We start from the raw sequence: 21,198 nt of genomic DNA, 5'->3' as shown, positions 1-21,198 counted from the left end.
GATTATTTTTGTTTTTTTAAAATTACTACATTATGAGTATTAAGCAATTATTGCTAGTATTTAGTTTTGTTTTATGTATAAAATTGAATGCACAAACAACCGCAATTCCTGATGCAAATTTTGAACAAAAATTAATAGATTTATCCATAGATACAAATGGATTGAATGGTAATATTCTTAATTCAGATGCTCAAGCTGTAACTTCATTAATTATTACTGGAAATACAGTTACAAATTTTACGGGTTTAGAAGCTTTTGTTAATGTTGTAACATTAAATTTAGGTTCCAATCCTTTTGCTACAGTTCCATTAACAACTCTTACAAGTTTAGAATCATTACAGTTTACAGGTAATGATATGCTAAATTCTCTAGATCTTTCTCAAAATATTTTATTAAACAATTTAAATATTCAGTCAAATACTTCTGTAATTGGTGAAGCTCCAATTGTAACTTTAAATCTTGCCAATAATATTAATTTAATAAATTTAAGAATAAACAGATTTACTAATTTATCGAATTTAATATTACCAGTAACAACGACATTAATAAATATTGAGATAAATACTATAGCAGATCCTACTTTAGATTTTTCATTGATTAGTGCACTTGAAGATTTAACAATATCAGGAAGTTATGGATCAGTTACTATTACTTTGCCAAATGTTTTTAATAATTTAAAGAACGTTTCTATTTCAAGTATTACTATTCCAACAATTGATCTAAGTAGTTACTTGAATTTGGAGTCATTAAGGCTTACAGCTACCTATATTGAAAATTTAATTTTACCAAATTCAACAACTCTTGAAGATATTTATGTATTAATTCATAATATACAAAATCCAATAAGCTTTGCCAGTTTGCCAAATTTATCGGATTTAACCATTAGTTCCAATGGTACAGTACCATTGATAGTTGATGTCTCTCAAAATTTAGCTTTAACAGACATAAATTTGTCATCAAATGATATGTCCGTTTTGGATTTAACCCAAAATGTATTGTTGGAAGACATTAATATTTCAAACAATGAGTTTGCAACTATTGATTTATCTCAAAACGTTCTTGCAGATAGAATAAATGTTTCTAATAACAACTTAACTTCTCTTGATTTAACATTTAATGTTCTATTAGAATATTTAAATGCAGGAAATAATCTCTTACCAGATTTAGATGTAACTCAAAATGTTATACTAAGACAAATTTCAATTAATGATAATTTATTTACACTTACAGGTCTTGATTTATCTCAAAATACTGAATTAAGTTATTTAGATGCTTCTAATAATCAAATAGAATCATTGGACATTACTAATAATATTAAGATAGTAAGTGTTGTGTTACATCATAATTTATTTTCGGGCACTGATATTTTAGATCAATTATACACTATAAAATCAAATAATTATGGTGTTAGTGCTTCTAACATAATAGATGTTAGTTTTAATAATCTTTCTGGACCAATGCCAGATTTTGTTAGTCTAGTTGGAACTAATGCAAACTATTTTAGATTTTATTTTCATAATAATGCTTTTGAATTTGGACATTTTGAAGGACAACATAGTCAATTTGTGAATTTTTTATCACAATTCAACTATTTTGGAGGTTATCCACTTCCAATAATGACTCAATATTGGTATGCACCACAAGCAAAAGTAGATACAATTGATACAATTAATGCTACAGCAGGAAGTTCTGTTACATTAACAACAGCTTGTGCTGGTGCTCAAAATCATTATGTTTGGTTTAAAGATGGAGTAGCTATACCTGGAGCACCAGACTCACCAAATTATGTAATTAACAACGTAAGTTCTTGTGATATTGGAGTTTATCATTCAGAAATTTTGAGTGATTTAGTTCCTTTTGACAATACAAATGCTCCAGGAACTTCAGGGAAAAATTTATTACTTGTTAGAAATGATATTACTTTAAATGTTAATTATACATCGGCTTGTGTTACCTTAAATTCCCCAGTAAATGGAGCAACAAATGTTCCAATAAATGGGGGTATTTCATGGAATGGAAATCCGGGTGCCTGTGGTTATTTTTTAAGCATAGGGACAACTCTAGGAGGAACTAATATTGCAAATAATATTGATGTTGGTGATGTTACCACATATAACATAGGAACAAATTTCCCAGCAAATACTTTATTATATGTAACAATAACTCCATATTTTCAAACTGGACCAGCTTTAGTGTGTCCATCTGAAAGTTTTACAACAAGTGCAGCAACTGTGTTACCAGACTGTACAACAATTTCTTACCCTATCTTATCAACAACAGATGTTCCAGTAGATTCAAATATTACATGGAATTCTTCTATAAATGCAACTGGATATTTTATCTCAATTGGAACGACTTCTGGTGGAAATGACATTGTAAATATGTTGGATGTTGGAAACGTAACCACTTATGATCCAGTAAATGATTTTGCAGAAGGAGTTCAAATTTTTGTCACAATAATTCCTTATAATAGCCTTGGAAATGCAACTGGATGTACAGAAGAAAGCTTTACTACATTTTCTAATCTTCCGTTACCAATTTGTACAACATTAACTTTACCTTTAAATAATGCAACAGATGTTCCGGTAGATTCAAATATTACTTGGAATGCTGCCACAGATGCAACAGGTTATTTTATTTCATACGGAACGAATAACGCTGCGAACAATATTGAAAACATGGTTGATGTAGGTAATATGTTAACTTATAATCCGGCAACAGATTTTCCTGATGAAACAATAATTTATGTAGTAATCACTCCTTATAATTCAACAGGAAATGCAGTAGCTTGTTCAACAGAAAGTTTTGAAACCGAAGTGGTAATTCCAGTTTGTACTACTTTAACTTCACCGTTAAATAACACCACAAATGTTTCCATAAGTTCTAACATTTCTTGGAATGCCGTTTCTAATGCAACAGGTTATTTTATTTCTTATGGAACGAATAATGCTGCGAACAATATTGAAAACATGATTGATGTTGGAAATACCTTAACATATAATCCACCAACAGATTTTCCTGATGAAACAGTAATTTATGTAGTAATCACTCCTTATAATTCAACAGGAAATGCAGTAGCTTGTTCAACAGAAAGTTTTGAAACCGAAGTTATTCTTCCAGTTTGTACTACTTTAACTTCACCATTAAATAATGCTACAAATGTTTCCATAAATTCTAACATTTCTTGGAATGCCGTTTCTAATGCAACAGGATATTTTATTTCTTATGGAACGAATAATGCTGCGAACAATATTGAAAACATGGTTGATGTAGGTAATATGTTAACTTATAATCCACCAGCAGATTTTCCTGATGAAACAATAATTTATGTGGTAATAACTCCTTACAATTCAGCAGGAAATGCAGTAGGTTGCTTAATAGAAAATTTTGAAACCGAAGTGGTAATTCCAGTTTGTACTACTTTAACTTCACCATTAAATAACACCACAAATGTTTCCATAAGTTCTAACATTTCTTGGAATGCCGTTTCCAATGCAACAGGTTATTTCGTTTCGTACGGAACAAATAATGCTGCGAACAATATTGAAAACATGGTTGATGTGGGCAATATGTTAACTTACAATCCGCCAACAGATTTTCCTGATGAAACAGTGATTTATGTAGTAATCACCTCTTATAATTCAGCAGGAAATGCAATAGGTTGTTCAATAGAAAGTTTTGAAACCGAAGTCATTGAGCCAATTTGCACTTCATTAATTTTTCCTCAAGATGGAGCTATAAATGTAGAAGTTGATGCAAATATCTCTTGGAATTCAGTTTCCAATGCAACAGGTTATTTTATTTCCATAGGGACTTCACCAAATGGCAATGAAATTTCTAATATGCTAGATGTTGGCAATGTTACATATTATAATCCAACAAACAATTTTTTAGATGATGTTATAATTTATATAACGATTACACCTTATAATTCTGTCGGCAATCCGATTGAAAGTTGTTCTCAAGAAAGTTTTAAAATTCAAAATCGTCAAATTGTTACACCACTTTTCTTTACTCCAAATGGTGATGGTTATAATGATATTTGGAAAATTTATGATCCTAAAAACGAAGTAAAGACAATCTATATTTTTGATAGATATGGGAAATTGCTTCACAATATCTCAAATAGTAATGGAAGTTGGGATGGAACCTTTGGAAATCAAGTTTTACCAGCTACAGATTATTGGTATGTGTTAGAATTAAAAAATTCTAACACAATAAAAGGACACTTTTCTTTAAAAAGGTAAGGGCTTCTTTAGCATTGTATTAATATTTAATTAAATTCATTACATTTGATTGTATATTAATGAAATTGTTATGATCGAAGCTTTACTTTTAATTGTTTTAGTGCTATTATTAGTTATTTTGTCTAAATTAAATACTAAAAATAAAGAAATACAAAGTTCTATTTATACGTTACATGAAAAGTTAAATACACTTAAAAAGGACTTAGATGCTAAAACTTTTGAAAAAGAAAGAATAATTCAAGAATCCTCACATCCAATTGCTGAAAAAAAACCTATTCCGTCTGAAGAAGTTCAAAAACCAATAGAGGTTGTTCCTGAAACGGTTAAATCAGAAATTATAAAGTCAGTTGAAGAAAAACCACTTTCTCAAAAACCAATAGAAGTAGTTGCAAATATTAAACCTAAACCAGTAATAGAAAAACCAATTTCTCCAAAGCCAATTGTTCCACAGAAATCATGGTTTGAAAATTTTAAAGAGAAAAATCCAGATTTAGAAAAATTTATAGGAGAAAATCTAATTAATAAAATAGGGATTTTAATTCTTGTATTAGGAATTAGTTTCTTTGTAAAATTTGCTATTGATAAAGATTGGATTAACGAACCAGCACGTGTTGGAATTGGAATTTTATGCGGTTCACTAGTAATGGCAATTGCACACAAACTTAAGAAAAATTTCGCAGCATTTAGTTCTGTTTTAGTAGCTGGCGCAATTAGTATTTTTTATTTTACAATTGCTATAGCTTTTCATGAATATCATTTATTTAGTCAGACTGTTGCCTTTGTAATTATGGTAATGATTACAGCATTTAGCACACTAGTTTCTGTTTCTTATAATAGACAAGAGTTAGCAGTGTTATCTTTAATTGGTGGTTTTGCAGCTCCATTTATGATAAGTACAGGTGAAGGAAATTATATTGTGCTATTTACATATATTGCTATTTTGAATATTGGAATATTAGGAATTGCATATTTTAAAAAATGGAGAGTAGTTACTGTTTTAGCATTTTTCTTCACAGTATTATTATTTACATCGTGGTATATAAAGGAGTTGTTTGATGATAAGTTGCCACATTCTGGAGCATTAGCATTTGCTACATTGTTTTACTTTATTTTTAGTGTAGTTATTGTTTTAAATAATATTAGAAATAAAGGAGTGTTTTCCCTTATAGAGTATTTTATATTAGTTGCAAATACTTTCTTTTTCTTTGGTATAGGAATGGGAATTCTTCATAATTGGGGAAGTAGTTATAAAGGAATGTTTACATTATTATTGGCATTCTACAATATTATCTATGCAATCATCCTGTATAGGAAATTCGGATTAGATAAAAACGCTATTTACCTTTTAATAGGTTTAGCACTTACTTTTATAACGTTAACAATTCCAATTCAATTTGAAGGGAATCAAATCACTATATTTTGGGCAGCCGAAGCAGTATTATTATTATGGTTATCTCAAAAATCACAAATTAAAAATTTTAAATTAGGAGCAATAATTGTTCAAGGACTAACAATTGTAAGCTTAGTAATGGATTGGGATAAATATGATTATTTGATAGAATCTTTAAATATTGTTTTAAATTCTCTATTTGTTTCTGGTTTTGTAGTAAGCATTTCGTTTTTCTTAACGTATTGGCTATTAAGTAAAGAAAAAGAAAGTCAAATAATAATTTTTAATATTGCATTTTATAGAAAAATAGTCTTAATCATTGGAATTGTAATTACTTATTTAGTTGGTTTTCTGGAAATAGAATATCAGGCTTATCAATTATTATCTAATACAGCTTCTGCACTTTCGTTTTTAGTAACCTATCATTTTCTATTTGTGGCTATTCTATTGTTTTTAGTAACTAGGTTTAAAAAAGAAAAAGCAATAAAACCATTATTAGGTATTACTATTCTTTCCGTTTTATTTTATATCATATCATTTTATAGTATTCCGAATAATGAGATGCTCGAAAATTTTATGAATAATACAAATACAAAATATGCTTTTTATTTTCATTATATTATTTTAGGCTGCCTAATCTATTTTGGATATGTAGTATTTAAAGAAGTAACTAAAGAGCCAAGACTAAAAATATTTCAGAATAAATTAATGCCATGGCTGTTTGTTTTTGCAATAGTATATATTCTAAGTAATGAAATTATGATTCATAGTTTAAATTTTTCTCAGGATATTATTGATAAGAAAGAGTTGGCTGTTAAATTTCCAAAAGCAAAAACATTTGATTATACTATAGAGTATGAGAAAGAATATTTTGTAAAAAACAAATTAAACAATGTAAAACGTCAAATAATTAAAATAGGCTATCCTATTCTTTGGGGAATTTTCTCTTTTATATTTCTAATAATTGGAATTAAGAAACAATGGAAGAATTTACGAATAATTGCACTTTCTTTATTAGGACTAACCATTTTGAAACTTTTTATTTACGATATAAAAAATGTTTCAGAAACAGGTAAGATTATCGCTTTTATTTTATTAGGAGTTTTAATTTTAATAATTTCTTTTGTATACCAAAAAATTAAAAAATTAGTAGTGGATGAACAACCAAAACCAAATTCAAATGAAGAAGTTTAGTAGTTTAGTAGTTTTAATGTTTGTTTCTTTTTTTGGGTTAGCCCAAAACTATAAAGGAGAAATTAAGAACATAAAACAAGAAGGTTTACATCAAGTCCAACTTTCACCAGAAGTTAGAGCTATTGCTAATGAAAATCTTGATTTTTTAAGGATTTTTGATGCTAATAAAAGCGAAGTACCTTATGTAATTGCAAATTTTAAAGAAGAATCAGTACAATATAATTCGTTTAAGATTATTTCAAAAAGAAGTATTAAAGATTCTGTTACTTCAATTGTTGTTCAAAATGAAACAGGTAGGAAAATAAACCAATTTAATTTAAAAGTTGGAAACACAGCTTTGACAAAAAGGTATTCTATAAGTGGAAGTAATGATACTATAGCATGGTTTGGACTAGTTGCAAAAGAGACTTTATCTGATTTGGTTGCAAAAAATGGAACAGCATTAGAGAAAACCATCTATTTCCCAGCAAATAGCTATAAATATTTACGAATCGATTTTAATGATAAAAAATCATTACCTATAGATGTACAAGCTATTGGAATGTATGAAAATCAATTTCTATCTGAAAAATTAGTAACAATTTCAGATTTTAAATATGACATAGTTCAAGATAAAGAAAAGAAACAAACTAAAATTATTTTTTCCGCTGGGAACAAATATCAAGTTGACGCGATAACTTTTTCTGTTTTAACTGAATTTTATGTGCGTGAAGCTAGAATAGTTGTAAAAAAGGAGCGAAAAATAAAGAAAAGAGTAGAGCATTATGATGAAGTGATTGCTTATTTCGATTTGAATTCGAAAAATGATAGAACTATTTATTTTAATTCACTTCAAGAAAAAGAATTTATAATTGAAATTGAAAATCAAGACAACCAACCTTTAGAAATTTCTAATATTGAATTGTTTCAAAAACCAGTGACTATTATCTCAAAGTTGAAAGCTAATCAAAATTATGAAGTTGTTATTGATACTACATTAACAAAGCCTCAATATGATTTACAAAACTTTATAAAAAGTTCACAAATTGATTATCCAAAAGCAACGATTTTCAATTTTAAAAAGATAGACTTAGAAAAAACAAATGCTTCTGAAAAACCATTTTGGCAATCAAAAGCATTTATGTGGATTTGTATTTTATTTGGAATTGTAATTATTGGTTACTTCTCAATAGGTTTGTTAAAAGATATGAAAAATTAGAGTAGTTTGTTTATTCTTCACGATGTACTTTGTTAAAATCAAAGGCAGGTTTGCAAATTGCAATATATTCGCAAGGAGAATCAAACGGATTTGAATATTGAACTCTAGTATTTGCTTTAATTTTTATTGATTGACCAGCTTCAAGAACAACAGTTTCATCTTCGATAATAAATTGCTTTTTTCCAGAAATAATATAAGTATACTCTTCAAATTCTGGAGTTTGAAAAGGTTCGCTCCAATTAGGAGGTGCAATCATATGAGCAATAGAAATATCCTTATTATTAGTTGCAACCAGTCCGTGATGTTCTTCAATTAGTTTTCCATCAGTTGTTGGAACCACAAAAGGAGTTTTTTGTATATAGTATTTTTTCATAGTCATTGCGAAGTGCGAAGTAATTTTATAATTTACTTCAATTGTTTTTTATTAAATATTTCTTTTAATCTATTAATATCATCTACATGAATATTACTTAGTGAAAAAATAATTTGAGATTTGTTTTTGCGATTAAGAATTAATTTTTCGTTTTCAAATACTACATTGTCTATATCTGAGAAGACAAAATGTTTGCTTTTTGTGTTAATCTTTATATTACCGCCCATTTTGTTCCAGACGATATGTCTTTTATAGAAAAAACCTTTAAATTGAGGGAACATAATCAACGCAGCAGAAAATCCAGATAGACTAGATAATTTGCTTGAAGGGAATATGAATAAACTTGTTAACCCTATAACTAGACATAGAATTCCAATGAGTACAATTAATGTGTCTAAGTTTTTCTTAAATCCTAATTCAATAAATTTAACTCTTAGCATTATTTATCTAACTGTTTTTTATTAGTGAATTACTTCTTAAACATCTTCATCAAAACACCCATTGCTCCTCTAATAAAAGTGGCACTAGTTAGAACTTTAACCACGCCTTTGGTTACTGTATTTGAAGTTGAAGAACTTCTACTTCTTGACGAAGCAGTTTTCTTAGCTTCTTTTTCAGCTTGTTTTTTTGCCTCTTCTTTTTCTGCTAATTCTTGTGCTTTTTCGATTTTTTCAGTTAAAATTTCATAAGCACTTTCTCTGTCAATAACTTCGTTGTATTTTTTAGCTAATTTTGATTTCGAAATAGCATTGTTGATTTCAGTTTCAGTTAAGACATCCATTCTACTCATTGGAGCACGTAGCATGGTAGCAGCTAATGGAGTTGGAATTCCTTTTTCGTTTAAAGCTGTAACAAAAGCTTCACCAATTCCTAAAGAAGTAAGTACTTCATCTGTTTTATAGTATTCTGAAATAGGATAATTTTGAGCAGTTTCTTTAATAGCTTTTCTATCATTAGCAGTAAAAGCTCGTAAAGCATGTTGGATTTTTAAACCTAATTGAGCTAAAACACTACTAGGAACATCCATAGGGTTTTGAGTAATGAAATAAACACCAATTCCTTTTGAACGGATTAATTTCACTATTGTTTCAATTTGATCTTGTAAAGCTTTACTTGCTTGGTCAAAAATTAAATGAGCTTCATCAATAAAAATGACTAATTCCGGTCTTCCCGCATCACCTTGTTCAGGCATTGTATTATAAATTTCTGCCAATAAACTAAGCATGAATGTAGAAAATAACTTAGGTCTATCTTGTATATCTGTTAAGCGCATAATGTTAATGTATCCATTTCCATTTTCATCAATACGCATTAAATCATCTATTTCAAAAGATTTTTCTCCAAAAAATAAATCAGCACCTTGTTGTTCAAGCTCAATAGTTTTTCGTAAAATTGAACCTGTTGAAGCTGTTGAAATTCTTCCATATTCGGCAGTAAACTCATCTTTTCCTTCTTCAGTTGCAAATTGTAAAACTTTTTTAAAATCTTTTAAGTCTAAAAGAGGAATGTTATTGTCATCACAATATTTAAAAACAACAGAAACAACACCTGATTGTGTATCATTTAAATCTAAGATTCTTGAAAACAAAACAGGTCCAAATTCTGAAACAGTAGCTCTTAAACGAACACCGTTTTGTTCGGAAATAGTCATTAATTCAACAGGAAAACCTTTTGTTTCATAAGGTAAAGTGATTTTTGCATGACGTTCTGTAATAAAAGATTTTTCTTCTCCAGGAACTGCAATTCCCGAGAAATCACCTTTTATATCCATCATTAAAACAGGAATTCCATTTTGCGATAATTGTTCAGATAAAACCTGAATTGTTTTGGTTTTTCCTGTTCCTGTAGCGCCAGCAATTAATCCGTGACGATTTAATGTTTTTAAAGGAATATTCACATGAGTATTTGCAACAGGTTCACCATCTAAAATAGCACCTCCAAGTGTTATAAAATCACCTTTACAAGTATATCCTTCAATAATATGTTTGTTGAATTCTTCTGTTCTGCTCATTTTTCTTTAATTTTCAATCTCAAAAATAATAAAAATAAGTTTTAGAAGTAGTTTTAATTTTTTATTTCAATTTAGCCATTCCAATATTAAAGTTTAATGCATCTAAAGGATTTCCATTATTATTTAAAACATATCGGAATGTTATCACATCTCCAGCAGAAAAATTTTCAACTAAAGTTCCTGATGAACCCCAAGTATCAGTTGCGCTTAAAACGATAGTGCCTCTTGTTGGGTAACCTAATAAAGTTCCGTTTTTAAAAATACCAATTACAAACTTTCGGTTGCCACTAGGAACATTTTCTACTGAAAAAGCAGCATTTACTACAAAAGTTCCTCCTTCATTAATCTGTATTTGTCCATTTCCAGTAACGCTAAAAACAGAATTGGTTATTGATGTAATATCGCTACTATTTAATGGAAAATTAGTATATGAATTGTTTGCAGTAGATATAACTGTGTCAGTTCCGTGGAAATTTTTATTTATTGAAATTGTAGGATTTGAGGTTCTTGAAATATTTTCCCATCCTAAATTAGTTCTCATATATAATGCATCATCTGAAAGATTATAAACTACAGAACCGACTAATGGATTTGGAATTGCTAACATTTGAACGTTTGTCATTCTTGGTGGTACAAAAGTTTGATTTGTACTATTTAGTTCTAGCATTGAAGATGGACTAGGTGATGTTGTTCCTATACCAACTTGGGCAAAGATTAAAAACGGATGGATGGTTAATAGTAAAACAGTAATTTTTTTTATCATGATTTTTTATAAGTTATTATTAATTTATTTTAACAAAGCTAAAAGCTGCAAAAACAAGAGATAAGGATTGATTGTTGTTAACTAAATACTTTATTTCTATTTCATCACCAATAGCGAATCTAAAAGTCATCATGCCACTTGTTCCCCAGTAATCTGTTGATGATTGTATTGATTCATTTTTATTTAATAGTCCAATTAGAGTTTCATTTTTAAAAACAGCAATTGAATAGGCTTTTGTACCACTAGGCATATTATTTACGGATAATTGAGCTCCTACCATATAAATCCCATTTTCTTTAATTCTAATTTTTCCATTAGATATAATTTCATACGTTGAAGCATTTTGCGATTGTATGTGAGTACTATTTAAAGGAAAATTATAATATGTGTTGTTTGAGACCATAAGAGAACCTCCACTTTTTTTACAGATTAAATTAGGATTATCTGTTTCTAACATGCTTTTCCATCCAAGAGAATTATAAATATATAAAGAATTAAATGTAGTATTATATACAATTGATGCGATTAATGGATTTGGAATGGCTAGCATTTGAGCATTTGTCATTCTAGGAGGTACAAAAGTTTTATCAGTGCTTGATATTTCCAATAAAGAAGAAGAATTTGGTGTATTGGTGCCAATGCCTACTTGGCTAAAACAAGCATAGCTCGTTAGCAATAAAAGGAAAAAAGGTTTCATAAACAGTGTAAAATGGTTTTAATAGCGGGGCAAAAATAATTTTTCTGTACTTTTTCCGTATTAATAAAATGTTAAAGATTGATTTTTAGTAATTTGACAAAATAAGTTTTTGAATTGTTTTTCACTACCTTTGCAAACTATTTTAGTTTAAAATGTTAAAGAAAGAAACCCAATTAGCAGTTGATAAAGGAGAAATGTTACCTTTAATGGAAGAGTTTTATACTATTCAAGGAGAAGGTTTTCATACAGGAACAGCAGCTTACTTTATAAGAATTGGCGGATGTGATGTAGGATGTCATTGGTGTGATGTAAAGGAAAGTTGGAATGCCGATTTACATCCTCCTACAGCAACAGACGTTATAGTGTCTAATGCAAAAAAACACGCAGAAACAGTTGTAATTACAGGAGGAGAACCCTTAACATGGGATATGTCGTTAATAACTTCAAAGTTAAGAGAAGAAGGTTTAAAAGTACATATTGAAACATCAGGTGCTTATCCAGTAACAGGAAAGTGGGATTGGTTTTGTTTGTCTCCAAAAAAAATGAAACTACCTGTTCAAGGGGCTTATGATATTGCAAATGAATTAAAAGTGATTATTTATAATAAACATGATTTTCAATTTGCAGAGGAACAAGCAGCCAAAACAAATAAAAATGCTATTTTGTTTTTGCAACCAGAATGGAGTAAAAAGGAAGAAATGACTCCTTTGATTATTGACTATGTAATGAATAATCCGAAATGGAGAATTTCACTGCAAACACATAAATATTTGAATATACCTTAAAATATAAATAAATATGAAAAAAAATAATTTTAACGATTGTAGTTTTATGTATTACACAATTAGGAATGGCTCAAGATGCTTTTAAACAAGATGTTTTAAAAGTTTTAAAAGCCTCAGGTTCTACAGCACAAATGAAATTAGCGAAGGAGCAAATCATTGGAAATATAGCAGAAGAAAAGAAAGCTGATTTTTCTAAAGATTTTGATGCTTCTCTACCTGCATTATATGATGAAATGGCAAAAGCATACATGGAAATATATACGCATGAAGATGTAAAAGAAATGTTGAAATTTTATAATTCTCCAGTAGGAAAGAAAATGACAGAAAAAGCAGAAGAATTGTATTCGAAAAATTTACAAGCAGCTCAAGAATGGGGTGCAAGTTTACAAGGCTTAATGATGAAGTACATGCAATAAAATTGTTTTAAGTGAATAATTTATTTAAAAATCTCAGACATTATTGTTCTGAGATTTTTATTTTTACGTAAAATATATTTTATATGAAATCAGAGTTTTATCTTAATCCTACTATTACTTTTTTAAATCATGGATCATTTGGTTCATGTCCAAAGCCTATTTTTGAAGAATATCAAAGATTTCAATTAGAATTAGAAAATGATCCAGTATTCTTTGTTCAAAATAAATTAAAAGGATATTTAAAGATAGCTCGTGAAAATTTATCTGCTTATGTTGGGTGTAAAGCGCAAGATGTGTTTTTTACACCAAATCCTACATTTGCGGTGAATGTGATAATGAGAAGTTTAAAATTACAAGCTGGAGATGAGATTTTAACTACTAATCATGAGTATGGAGCAATGGATAGAACTTGGAATTTCTATTGTAAAAAAAGTGGCGCAAAATATATAAGACAAGAGATATCATTACCAATAATGTCTAAGGAGCAAATCCTTGAAGAGTTTTGGAAAGGATATACTAGTAAAACGAAAGTGATTTTTTTAAATCAGATATCTAGTGCTACAGCTTTGATTTTCCCAGTAAAGGAAATTTGCGATAAAGCAAAGGAATTAGGATTAATAACAATTGTTGATGGTGCTCATGTTCCAGGACATATTGATTTAGATATTCAAGAGTTAAATCCAGATTATTATACAGGAACTTTACATAAATGGATGTTAGCACCAAAGGGAAGTTCATTTTTATATGTAAAAGAAAAACTTCAAAATGATTTAGATCCTTTGGTTGTAAGTTGGGGTTATGAACCTGTTGTTAAAGGAGAAACACAATTTTTAGATTATCATGAATTACAAGGAACAAATGATTTTTCTGCTTATTTGTGTACTCCTAAAGTAATTGAATTTTTAGAAGTAAATAATTGGAAACAAAAATCGAAAGAATGTAAACAAATAGTGATTGATAATTATCAACGTTTTTGCAATTTGTTAAAGACAAAACCGATCTGTCCTATTAATACTGAGTTTTTAGGTCAAATGGCAAGTGTTTTGGTTAAAACAAAACAACCTTTAGAATTAAAGAATTTATTATATAATAAATATCAAATTCAAATACCTGTGATGCCATTGAATGATGAAATTTATATAAGATATTCCATAAATGCTTATAATTCACAAGAAGATTTAGATATTTTGTATAAAGCTATTCAAGATATTATTGAAACAACAAATTTGATTGAATTGTAGTTTTAAAATTAAGTAATATGTTTATAATTTGGGGTTATTATAATAGATAGTTCCAAATTATAAATGAGTTATTCGAGCCAAATAATCATAATGTTCACCTTCTAAGATTAATTCACATTGTAAACCATTTGCAATTGCTGCATTTTGAAGTGTATTATAATCAATATACATCCAATTAAAAGAATCTTCTTTTTCGTTTTTATACTGAATATCAAAGATAACTTCACCATAATATTCAACATCAGATGGGATCCATTTTCCACCATCTTCATCTTCATCAAACATGTAAATAATATCAGAACTATCTACTAGTACTTGTCCGCTTTCTGTTAATAATGATTTTAGTTTTAGAAGAAAATCAGAAACATTTTTTAATTTTCCACACATTCCTGCTCCATTCATTAATAATAAAATGGTGTCAAATTTCTCATTTTCTAAAGTCATTATATCTTGTACTTTAGCTTTTTTAAGTCCTCTTAATTCACAAGCTTTTATAGCATTAGAAGAAATATCTATAGATGTAACATCAAAGTTCTTTTTATTTTGAAGATATAAAGAATGACTTCCTGCTCCACAACCTACATCAAGGATTTTACCTTTGGAAAGTTGTAATGCTTTTTGTTCTATCTTTGGCATTTCTGAAAAATCACGAAATAAATAGGCAACACTCATTTCATCAGCTTCACTAATAGAAGTTTCGGTAATTAAATCCTCAGGATTATTATTAGTTTGATAATCTAAAATAGCTTTTCCAAAAAGGTCTTTCATGATATTATTTTGATGAACAAGGTAATCTTCCTTTGTTTTTAGGTTATTAAAATATAAGTTGTGTAACTTTGCTTTTAGAAATTAATACCAAATGCTAAAACCATCATTAAACGAACTTGAAAAGTTAGCCAAAGATAAGCATAACGAAAACAAAAAGTATTTTGATAAGTTAAAAAAAAGAACACCTAAGAATTTAGATTATGTAATGCAAGATTTACATGATGCTGAATTTAAAAAAACGGATTGTTTGGAATGTGCTAATTGTTGTAAAACAACAGGTCCATTGTTTACTTCTGCTGATATAGAGCGTATTTCAAAACACTTTAGACAGAAACCACAACAGTTTATTAATCAATATCTTCGTGTAGATGAGGATAATGATTATGTACTTCAAAGTGTTCCTTGTACATTTTTAGATAACGATAACAAGTGTTTTATATATGATGTAAGACCAAAAGCATGTAGAGAATTTCCTCATACTGATAGAAAAAAGTTTCAGCAAATTTCAAATCTTACACTAAAAAATGTTGCTATTTGTCCAGCGGCTTTTAATATTGTGGAGAAAATGAAAGAGAAATTACCATTGTAAAAAAGATTTTTTTTAAAATTATCGATCAAGCCATTTTTTAAAGTTAGTAATTTCATTTTTGCTTACTAGTATAGGATTATCTTCATTTATAGTATCAATTACTTTTATCTCTACTTTTTGACTAGTATGACGAATTACTTCTTTTATTGCAGATATATGTAATATGTACTTTCTGTTTACTTTAAAAAAGAATTCTGGATTTAGTTTATTGATTATGTCCTTAATAGTATCATTGTATAGGTAACTATTTCCGTTGGAAGTATAGATGAAGAGATGTTTACCTGAACCCATAAAACAACTAATATCAGAATCATTAATAGAGATAAATTTATAACCATGATTGACTAAAAAACGTTTTTGGTATGAATCGATGTTTTTGTTTTCTATTAAATCAAGTGATTGTACGGTTTGATTTAAGTTAAAAGAACCTTTTATTTTTTTATATTTTGATAAAGCAGAAATAAGTTCTTCTTCTTCAAAAGGTTTTAATAAGTAATCAATAGTGAAATGTTTGAACACTTTTATAGCATAAGTGTCATAAGCAGTTACAAATATGATAGGACTTGGAATAGAAATCTCTTCAAAAATATCTAAGCTTTTTCCATCTCCTAAATGAATATCCATAAAAACTAAATCTATTGTATGCTCTTTGAAAAAAGCAACAGCTTCTTTTACAGATTTTAAAATAGTTATTTTAGATACTGAAATAACTTCTTGTTTTTCTAAAATTGATTTTAGGTAACTGGAAGCTAAATGTTCGTCTTCTACAATAGCTATTTTCATTTTCTTTTTATGTAAAAGTAAAAAAAAATCCCGAATTTCAAATTCGGGATTTTTTAATTATAAGTTTGGGTTATTTAACTGTGCATTTCGTGGATATGGTAATGTGTATCGCGGATCGTTTTCTATGAGTGTATAATCTTGACCTTCTACTTGATGAATGATTTGTTTTTGATTCATTCTTCTTAGATCAAACCAACGATGACCTTCTACTGCTAATTCACGTTTTCTTTCTTCAAAAAGGAAGATTGTGAAATCTTGATCGGACATTGTATTAATGTCAGTACTTAACTGAGTATAAGCTGTTGGAGTATATCTTTTTTGCAACAATGGAAGCAATGTCGTTTTTGAATCACTAAAATTGTTTAACCTTAATTCAGCTTCAGCTTTAATTAAATATAATTCAGAAGTTCTAAAAGTACATTTTTGTTCTTGCTCACCTCCTTTTTCAAATTGGAATCTACTTCCTGAAGCTTCAAAATATAAAGGAAAACGTAAATCATTTGTTTGATCGAAAGCCGCAATTAATTCAGGAGAAACATAAGTAGAAACTTTTAGAGAATTTGTAAAAACATCTTCTAATGCCATTACAGATTCAACAGTATCATATTTATTTGGTAAAGTTGAATCAGTATTAAGATCTATTAATTCATTTCTATATGATAAAGCAATATTGACTGCATCTAAAGCTTTTTGCCATTCATTTCTATATAAACGAACTCTTGCTTCTAATGCATAGATAGCTGCTTTTGAAAAACGATAGTTTAATCCTGTTACTTGCGTATCTTGATTTAATAAATTTTTAGCGTCATCAATATCAGAAAGTATTTGGGTGTAAACATTAGCAACACTCTCTGGGATAAATTCTTGTTCTAAATCTATTTCTAAAGCTAGTGGAACTCCTCTGTCTGAAGAAGAAGAAGTAGTATTATATGGTTTTCCAAATAAATTGATTAAATCAAAATAAGTAAGCGCTCTTAAAGCATATGCTTCACCAATTAATTGATCTTTCTCAGGAGAAGAAGGAACTTTTGCGTTACCATCATTAATTACTACATTAGTATAAAAAATAGTGTTATATAATTGTGCCCATTGAAAACTCGTTGTTGCTGGATCAGGATTTGCATCTTTCCAAATGTAAATATCTTTACTATATAATAATTGATCGTCAAACTCATTTAGAACAAGTTCATCTGCTCTTAAAGTAGTTAATGATTTATGTCTAGGGAAAGCACTATATCCAGTAGTTAATACGGCACGAAAATCTTCTAATGTTTCAGGTATTACTTTTCCTTCTGGTTTAATATCTAGGTAGTCATCGCAACTATTCATTCCAATTGCAATTGTAAATAGAATTATATATTTTGATATGTTTTTCATAATTCTCAATTTTTAAAAAGTTAAGTTTAAGCCTAATGTTATAGATCTAGGAATTGGTTGTGCATAAATATTACCAAATGTTTCTGGATCAAAGTATCCTTTATAATCAGAGCTAACAACAAAAAGATTTCTTCCTTCCACACTGAATCTTACATTTTGAATTTTCATTTTATCCGTTACAGATTTTGGTAATGTATACCCTAAACGAATACTGCTAAGTCTCATATAACTCATTTCATTAACCCAAGTGTCTAAAAGAGCATAAGTGTTAACAGGAGAACCATTTGCAAACCATTGATAAGCCATCCATGAATCACCTGTTCCTGAATTTGCTCCAACAATTCCAGGTAAATTAGAATTAGGATTAGATGGAGACCATGCGTTTAAAATATCAGTAGTAAAGTTTTGACCTCTATCTACTTGTGTTCCATTATATGGAGGTGTTCTAACAACTGTTTGTTTTAAATTAAAAGTGGTTGAAACAGTTAAGTCAAAGTTTTTAATTTTAAAAGTATTAATAAAACCTCCTGTAAATTTAGGATCTCTATCTCCAACATAAGTAAACAAACTTCTGAAACTTTCAGCATTTTCAGTTAGTCTTGATTGAGAAATTTCACCAGGAAAAATTACAGCATAAGGATCATATAATTGGAAGAAGTCTACAGCATTTACAACTTCTCCATTATTGTTCAAAAATTGAGGATATCCATTTTCATCAATTCCAGCAGTTTTTAATGCAAAAACAGCATTAACAGGGTAGCCTTCTCCTGAAGGAAGATAACTGTTTGCTCTTACTTCTATACGATCAATATTACTTTTGTTATGAGCAAAATTAAAGTTAGTTGACCATTTAAAGTTTGGATTATCAATATTTTTAGTTGACACTGAAATTTCGTATCCTTTATTAGTTACTTGAGCCCAGTTCATATTTGTATATTCAAATCCGTTTTCAAGAGGTAAAGCACGAATACCTAATAAATCAGTACTTCTTCTTCCATATAAATCTGCTGCTACATTGATACGGTTTTTTAAAACACCTAAGTCTAAACCAAAGTTTACATTTTCTGTTTTTTCCCAACGTAATTTGCTATTTGGAGGACTTGTTACTACAATTGTTGTTTCAGATTGTCCAGGTAATATATTAGCATTTCCATAATTTCCAACTACAAAAGGAGATGTTCCTTTGTCAATGTTCCCTTGTAAACCATAAGAAGCACGAAATCTTAAATTACTAATGGCTGATATGTTGTTTTTTATAAAATCTTCTTCTGAAGCTAACCATGATCCTGAAATAGACCATAATGGTAAATACTTATATTTAGGATCTACTCCAAATAAATCAGAGCCATCATATCTAACACTTCCAAATACAGTATATTTTCTATTGTAAGTGTAAGATGCTGTTGCATACATAGAAGCAAATGCATTTTCATTTTTAGTCCTATTGTAAGTTCTATATTCATTACTATTAGCTACTTCTTGATTAGGAAAAACAATTTGACTAGTAGTGCCTGTTTGACGATCATAACCAAAACCTCTTGAGTAAATGTTAGTGTTGTAAGTTCTTCTTAGCTCATTACCAACAAGGAAATCCAATTCGTGTTTTTCATTAATGATTTTGTTATACATCAACTGTGTTTTTATGTTGTATTGGAAAAAATCAGTATTCCAGTTTTGGATAATACCACCTTCTGGCATAAAGTAATAGTAGCTTCCATTACTGTATCGTCTTGTTTTCTCTCTTTCTTTGCGTGAAAAATAAGTTTCTTTTCCAGCATATTTTTCTGTTCCAGAGTTATCCATTTGTAAACCAATTTGAGATGTTAGTTTTAAGTTGTTAGTAACTTTGTACTCTAAGTCAAAAATTGCCTTTATAGCTCTTGTTTTTAATTCGTAAGAAGTATTTTCTCTTTCTTCTAAAAAGTTAAAAGGAACATAACGATCTGAATATCCTTGAATATCTTGATCATATATATAGTTCCCATTTTCGTCTTTTGGAGAAAGGTATGGATTCGCATTTCTAGAATAGTTCGCAGGATTGGTAAAAGCATCACTATCTGAAATATAAGAAGAGTTTTTACTTTGATTTCCAAATATACCAATGCCTACTTTGAATCTATCAGATAATTCGTAATTGTTTTTTAAAGTAATATTATATCTTTCAAAACCAGTACCTATAGTTGTTCCTTTTTCATCATAATATCCTAAAGAAAAGTAATAGTCTGATTTTTCACCACCACCTGATAAGCTTAGACCATATTGTTTATTAACGGCAGTTCTATATAATAAATTACCCCAATCTGTTTGATTATTACGTAGGGTATTAATAGCTTGTTGTGTTCCAGGAGTTAAAGCAGAAAAACCACCTGTTCTATATGCATCTAATTCTCCTGAACCATTTAAAATGCGAGAAATTTCACCTTTTTCATCTCTGAATGTTAAATCAGAACGTCCAGCTAACGCTAATTCGAAATCAACTTTTTGATTAGCATTCATTAAATTTAACTTCGAAAAATCTGGTTTTTGAGTTACAAATGTATTTGCAGTAAAATTTACGGACATTTTTCCTTTTCTTCCTTTTTTAGTTGTAATTACAATTACACCATTTGCTGCTCTTGCACCATAAATGGCTGTTGCAGCAGCATCTTTTAAAATTGTAATATCTTTTATGTCATCAGGGTTTAATCCTGCAATAGAGAAATTGTTTAATTGATCAATATTATCTTTATCATTAAAGTTTGGAACATCATTTCCTTCTAATGGAAGACCATCTAATACCCAAAGTGGATCTTGCGGACCAGATAGAGAAGCTGTTCCTCTAATTCTGATTTTTGCTGCACCACCTGGAGCTCCATTTCCTGGAGTGATGGCAACACCAGCCACTTGACCAGCTAACAATTGATCTACACTTGCAACACCAGCTTGTTGAATATCCTCCATATCTACTTTAGTTAAAGCAGATGTTAGTTTTCGCTTTTCTATTTTTTGATAACCTGTTACTACAATTTCTTGTAATTCATTTAAATCTACTTTTAAAGCAATATTATAATTATTTTGAGAAGATAAATCAATTAAATAGGATTGGTATCCCATGAAGCTAACACGTAATTTTTTTACTTCCTTATTTATTTCTAATTTGAAGTATCCATCCATGTCAGTAATTGTTCCTACACTAGTACTTTGAATAATACCACTTTGTCCAGTTTCATTAGAGATAGACTGTTTTTCTACATAAACTGAAACACCTGGAATGGGTAATCTATCTTCGGCATCAATTACTTGTCCAGTAATTGTTCTAGTTTCTTGAGCATGACTAGCATAAGAAAGTATGATAGTCATTAAAAAAAATAGTTTTTTCATTTTTTA

16 protein-coding genes are annotated in these 21,198 nt (G+C 28.9%); 7 read left to right on the top strand and 9 right to left on the bottom strand.

What is annotated here, in order from left to right; all coding sequences use genetic code 11:
- The first annotated feature begins 32 nt into the window (after positions 1 to 32).
- The 3 genes from LXD69_RS03480 to LXD69_RS03470 all read left to right on the top strand — a co-directional run bounded on the left by LXD69_RS03480 (position 33) and on the right by LXD69_RS03470 (position 8,029).
- On the top strand, positions 33 to 4,247 hold the full coding sequence (locus LXD69_RS03480; RefSeq protein WP_246917607.1) for a T9SS type B sorting domain-containing protein: 4,215 nt from the start codon (positions 33 to 35) through the stop codon (positions 4,245 to 4,247).
- Between the two features lie 70 nt (positions 4,248 to 4,317).
- Positions 4,318 to 6,831 (top strand): DUF2339 domain-containing protein, encoded by a 2,514-nt coding sequence (locus LXD69_RS03475; RefSeq protein ID WP_246917605.1) that lies wholly within the window; start codon positions 4,318 to 4,320, stop codon positions 6,829 to 6,831.
- A complete protein-coding gene (locus LXD69_RS03470; protein WP_246917603.1) occupies positions 6,818 to 8,029 on the top strand; it encodes a DUF3999 family protein in 1,212 nt (403 codons plus the stop codon). The genes LXD69_RS03475 and LXD69_RS03470 overlap by 14 nt, the downstream gene beginning before the upstream one ends.
- Positions 8,030 to 8,039: 10 nt before the next feature.
- Here the strand turns inward: LXD69_RS03470 and LXD69_RS03465 are convergent, their stop codons facing one another.
- From LXD69_RS03465 to LXD69_RS03445, 5 genes are all read right to left on the bottom strand, one after another.
- On the bottom strand, positions 8,040 to 8,402 hold the full coding sequence (locus tag LXD69_RS03465; RefSeq protein ID WP_246917600.1) for a cupin domain-containing protein: 363 nt from the start codon (positions 8,400 to 8,402) through the stop codon (positions 8,040 to 8,042).
- Positions 8,403 to 8,434: 32 nt separating this feature from the next.
- Positions 8,435 to 8,842 (bottom strand): hypothetical protein, encoded by a 408-nt coding sequence (locus LXD69_RS03460; RefSeq protein ID WP_246917598.1) that lies wholly within the window; start codon positions 8,840 to 8,842, stop codon positions 8,435 to 8,437.
- Positions 8,843 to 8,871: 29 nt separating this feature from the next.
- Complete coding sequence (locus LXD69_RS03455) at positions 8,872 to 10,413, bottom strand: helicase HerA-like domain-containing protein (RefSeq protein WP_045971065.1); 1,542 nt, start codon at positions 10,411 to 10,413, stop codon at positions 8,872 to 8,874.
- Between the two features lie 61 nt (positions 10,414 to 10,474).
- Positions 10,475 to 11,176, bottom strand: coding sequence for a hypothetical protein (locus LXD69_RS03450; RefSeq protein ID WP_246917596.1), 702 nt, complete (start codon positions 11,174 to 11,176; stop codon positions 10,475 to 10,477).
- Between the two features lie 19 nt (positions 11,177 to 11,195).
- On the bottom strand, positions 11,196 to 11,873 hold the full coding sequence (locus tag LXD69_RS03445) for a hypothetical protein (protein ID WP_045971069.1): 678 nt from the start codon (positions 11,871 to 11,873) through the stop codon (positions 11,196 to 11,198).
- A gap of 152 nt (positions 11,874 to 12,025) precedes the next feature.
- Here LXD69_RS03445 and LXD69_RS03440 point away from each other — a divergent pair, with 152 nt between their 5' ends.
- The 3 genes from LXD69_RS03440 to LXD69_RS03430 all read left to right on the top strand — a co-directional run bounded on the left by LXD69_RS03440 (position 12,026) and on the right by LXD69_RS03430 (position 14,315).
- A complete protein-coding gene (locus tag LXD69_RS03440; RefSeq protein WP_246917594.1) occupies positions 12,026 to 12,658 on the top strand; it encodes a 7-carboxy-7-deazaguanine synthase QueE in 633 nt (210 codons plus the stop codon).
- A gap of 65 nt (positions 12,659 to 12,723) precedes the next feature.
- Positions 12,724 to 13,074 carry a DUF2059 domain-containing protein gene (locus LXD69_RS03435; protein ID WP_246917592.1) on the top strand — a complete coding sequence of 117 codons (351 nt, stop codon included), beginning with the start codon at positions 12,724 to 12,726 and terminating at the stop codon, positions 13,072 to 13,074.
- Between the two features lie 83 nt (positions 13,075 to 13,157).
- The gene (locus tag LXD69_RS03430) at positions 13,158 to 14,315 is read left to right on the top strand and encodes an aminotransferase class V-fold PLP-dependent enzyme (protein ID WP_246917590.1); all 1,158 of its coding nucleotides are present in this window, start codon (positions 13,158 to 13,160) and stop codon (positions 14,313 to 14,315) included.
- Between the two features lie 57 nt (positions 14,316 to 14,372).
- On the opposite strand, the gene LXD69_RS03425 is transcribed toward LXD69_RS03430, so the two are convergent.
- The gene (locus LXD69_RS03425) at positions 14,373 to 15,083 is read right to left on the bottom strand and encodes a class I SAM-dependent methyltransferase (protein ID WP_045971078.1); all 711 of its coding nucleotides are present in this window, start codon (positions 15,081 to 15,083) and stop codon (positions 14,373 to 14,375) included.
- 91 nt (positions 15,084 to 15,174) lie between these two features.
- Between LXD69_RS03425 and LXD69_RS03420 the strand changes: the two genes are divergently transcribed.
- Entirely contained in the window at positions 15,175 to 15,672 is a 498-nt protein-coding gene (locus LXD69_RS03420; RefSeq protein WP_045971080.1) for a YkgJ family cysteine cluster protein, read from the top strand.
- A gap of 18 nt (positions 15,673 to 15,690) precedes the next feature.
- Here the strand turns inward: LXD69_RS03420 and LXD69_RS03415 are convergent, their stop codons facing one another.
- The 3 genes from LXD69_RS03415 to LXD69_RS03405 are packed head-to-tail and all read right to left on the bottom strand — an operon-like array spanning position 15,691 to position 21,192.
- The gene (locus LXD69_RS03415; protein WP_045971082.1) at positions 15,691 to 16,455 is read right to left on the bottom strand and encodes a LytR/AlgR family response regulator transcription factor; all 765 of its coding nucleotides are present in this window, start codon (positions 16,453 to 16,455) and stop codon (positions 15,691 to 15,693) included.
- A gap of 57 nt (positions 16,456 to 16,512) precedes the next feature.
- Positions 16,513 to 17,832, bottom strand: coding sequence for a RagB/SusD family nutrient uptake outer membrane protein (locus tag LXD69_RS03410; RefSeq protein WP_246917588.1), 1,320 nt, complete (start codon positions 17,830 to 17,832; stop codon positions 16,513 to 16,515).
- Between the two features lie 12 nt (positions 17,833 to 17,844).
- A complete protein-coding gene (locus LXD69_RS03405) occupies positions 17,845 to 21,192 on the bottom strand; it encodes a SusC/RagA family TonB-linked outer membrane protein (protein ID WP_246917586.1) in 3,348 nt (1,115 codons plus the stop codon).
- Positions 21,193 to 21,198: the final 6 nt, after the last annotated feature.

Source organism: Flavobacterium sediminilitoris, from assembly GCF_023008245.1.
Classification (GTDB): domain Bacteria; phylum Bacteroidota; class Bacteroidia; order Flavobacteriales; family Flavobacteriaceae; genus Flavobacterium; species Flavobacterium sediminilitoris.
Note: the sequence above shows the minus strand (reverse complement) of the source record. Positions and strands in the feature narration are given on the sequence as shown.

What these genes read in the sequence shown, in the direction of transcription:
- LXD69_RS03480 (WP_246917607.1), top strand. Translation starts at nt 33, where the DNA reads ATGAGTATTAAGCAATTATTGCTAGTATTTAGTTTTGTTTTATGTATA.
- LXD69_RS03475 (WP_246917605.1), top strand. Translation starts at nt 4,318, where the DNA reads ATGATCGAAGCTTTACTTTTAATTGTTTTAGTGCTATTATTAGTTATT.
- LXD69_RS03470 (WP_246917603.1), top strand. Translation starts at nt 6,818, where the DNA reads ATGAAGAAGTTTAGTAGTTTAGTAGTTTTAATGTTTGTTTCTTTTTTT.
- LXD69_RS03465 (WP_246917600.1), bottom strand. Translation starts at nt 8,402, where the DNA reads ATGAAAAAATACTATATACAAAAAACTCCTTTTGTGGTTCCAACAACT.
- LXD69_RS03460 (WP_246917598.1), bottom strand. Translation starts at nt 8,842, where the DNA reads ATGCTAAGAGTTAAATTTATTGAATTAGGATTTAAGAAAAACTTAGAC.
- LXD69_RS03455 (WP_045971065.1), bottom strand. Translation starts at nt 10,413, where the DNA reads ATGAGCAGAACAGAAGAATTCAACAAACATATTATTGAAGGATATACT.
- LXD69_RS03450 (WP_246917596.1), bottom strand. Translation starts at nt 11,176, where the DNA reads ATGATAAAAAAAATTACTGTTTTACTATTAACCATCCATCCGTTTTTA.
- LXD69_RS03445 (WP_045971069.1), bottom strand. Translation starts at nt 11,873, where the DNA reads ATGAAACCTTTTTTCCTTTTATTGCTAACGAGCTATGCTTGTTTTAGC.
- LXD69_RS03440 (WP_246917594.1), top strand. Translation starts at nt 12,026, where the DNA reads ATGTTAAAGAAAGAAACCCAATTAGCAGTTGATAAAGGAGAAATGTTA.
- LXD69_RS03435 (WP_246917592.1), top strand. Translation starts at nt 12,724, where the DNA reads ATGGCTCAAGATGCTTTTAAACAAGATGTTTTAAAAGTTTTAAAAGCC.
- LXD69_RS03430 (WP_246917590.1), top strand. Translation starts at nt 13,158, where the DNA reads ATGAAATCAGAGTTTTATCTTAATCCTACTATTACTTTTTTAAATCAT.
- LXD69_RS03425 (WP_045971078.1), bottom strand. Translation starts at nt 15,083, where the DNA reads ATGAAAGACCTTTTTGGAAAAGCTATTTTAGATTATCAAACTAATAAT.
- LXD69_RS03420 (WP_045971080.1), top strand. Translation starts at nt 15,175, where the DNA reads ATGCTAAAACCATCATTAAACGAACTTGAAAAGTTAGCCAAAGATAAG.
- LXD69_RS03415 (WP_045971082.1), bottom strand. Translation starts at nt 16,455, where the DNA reads ATGAAAATAGCTATTGTAGAAGACGAACATTTAGCTTCCAGTTACCTA.
- LXD69_RS03410 (WP_246917588.1), bottom strand. Translation starts at nt 17,832, where the DNA reads ATGAAAAACATATCAAAATATATAATTCTATTTACAATTGCAATTGGA.
- LXD69_RS03405 (WP_246917586.1), bottom strand. Translation starts at nt 21,192, where the DNA reads ATGAAAAAACTATTTTTTTTAATGACTATCATACTTTCTTATGCTAGT.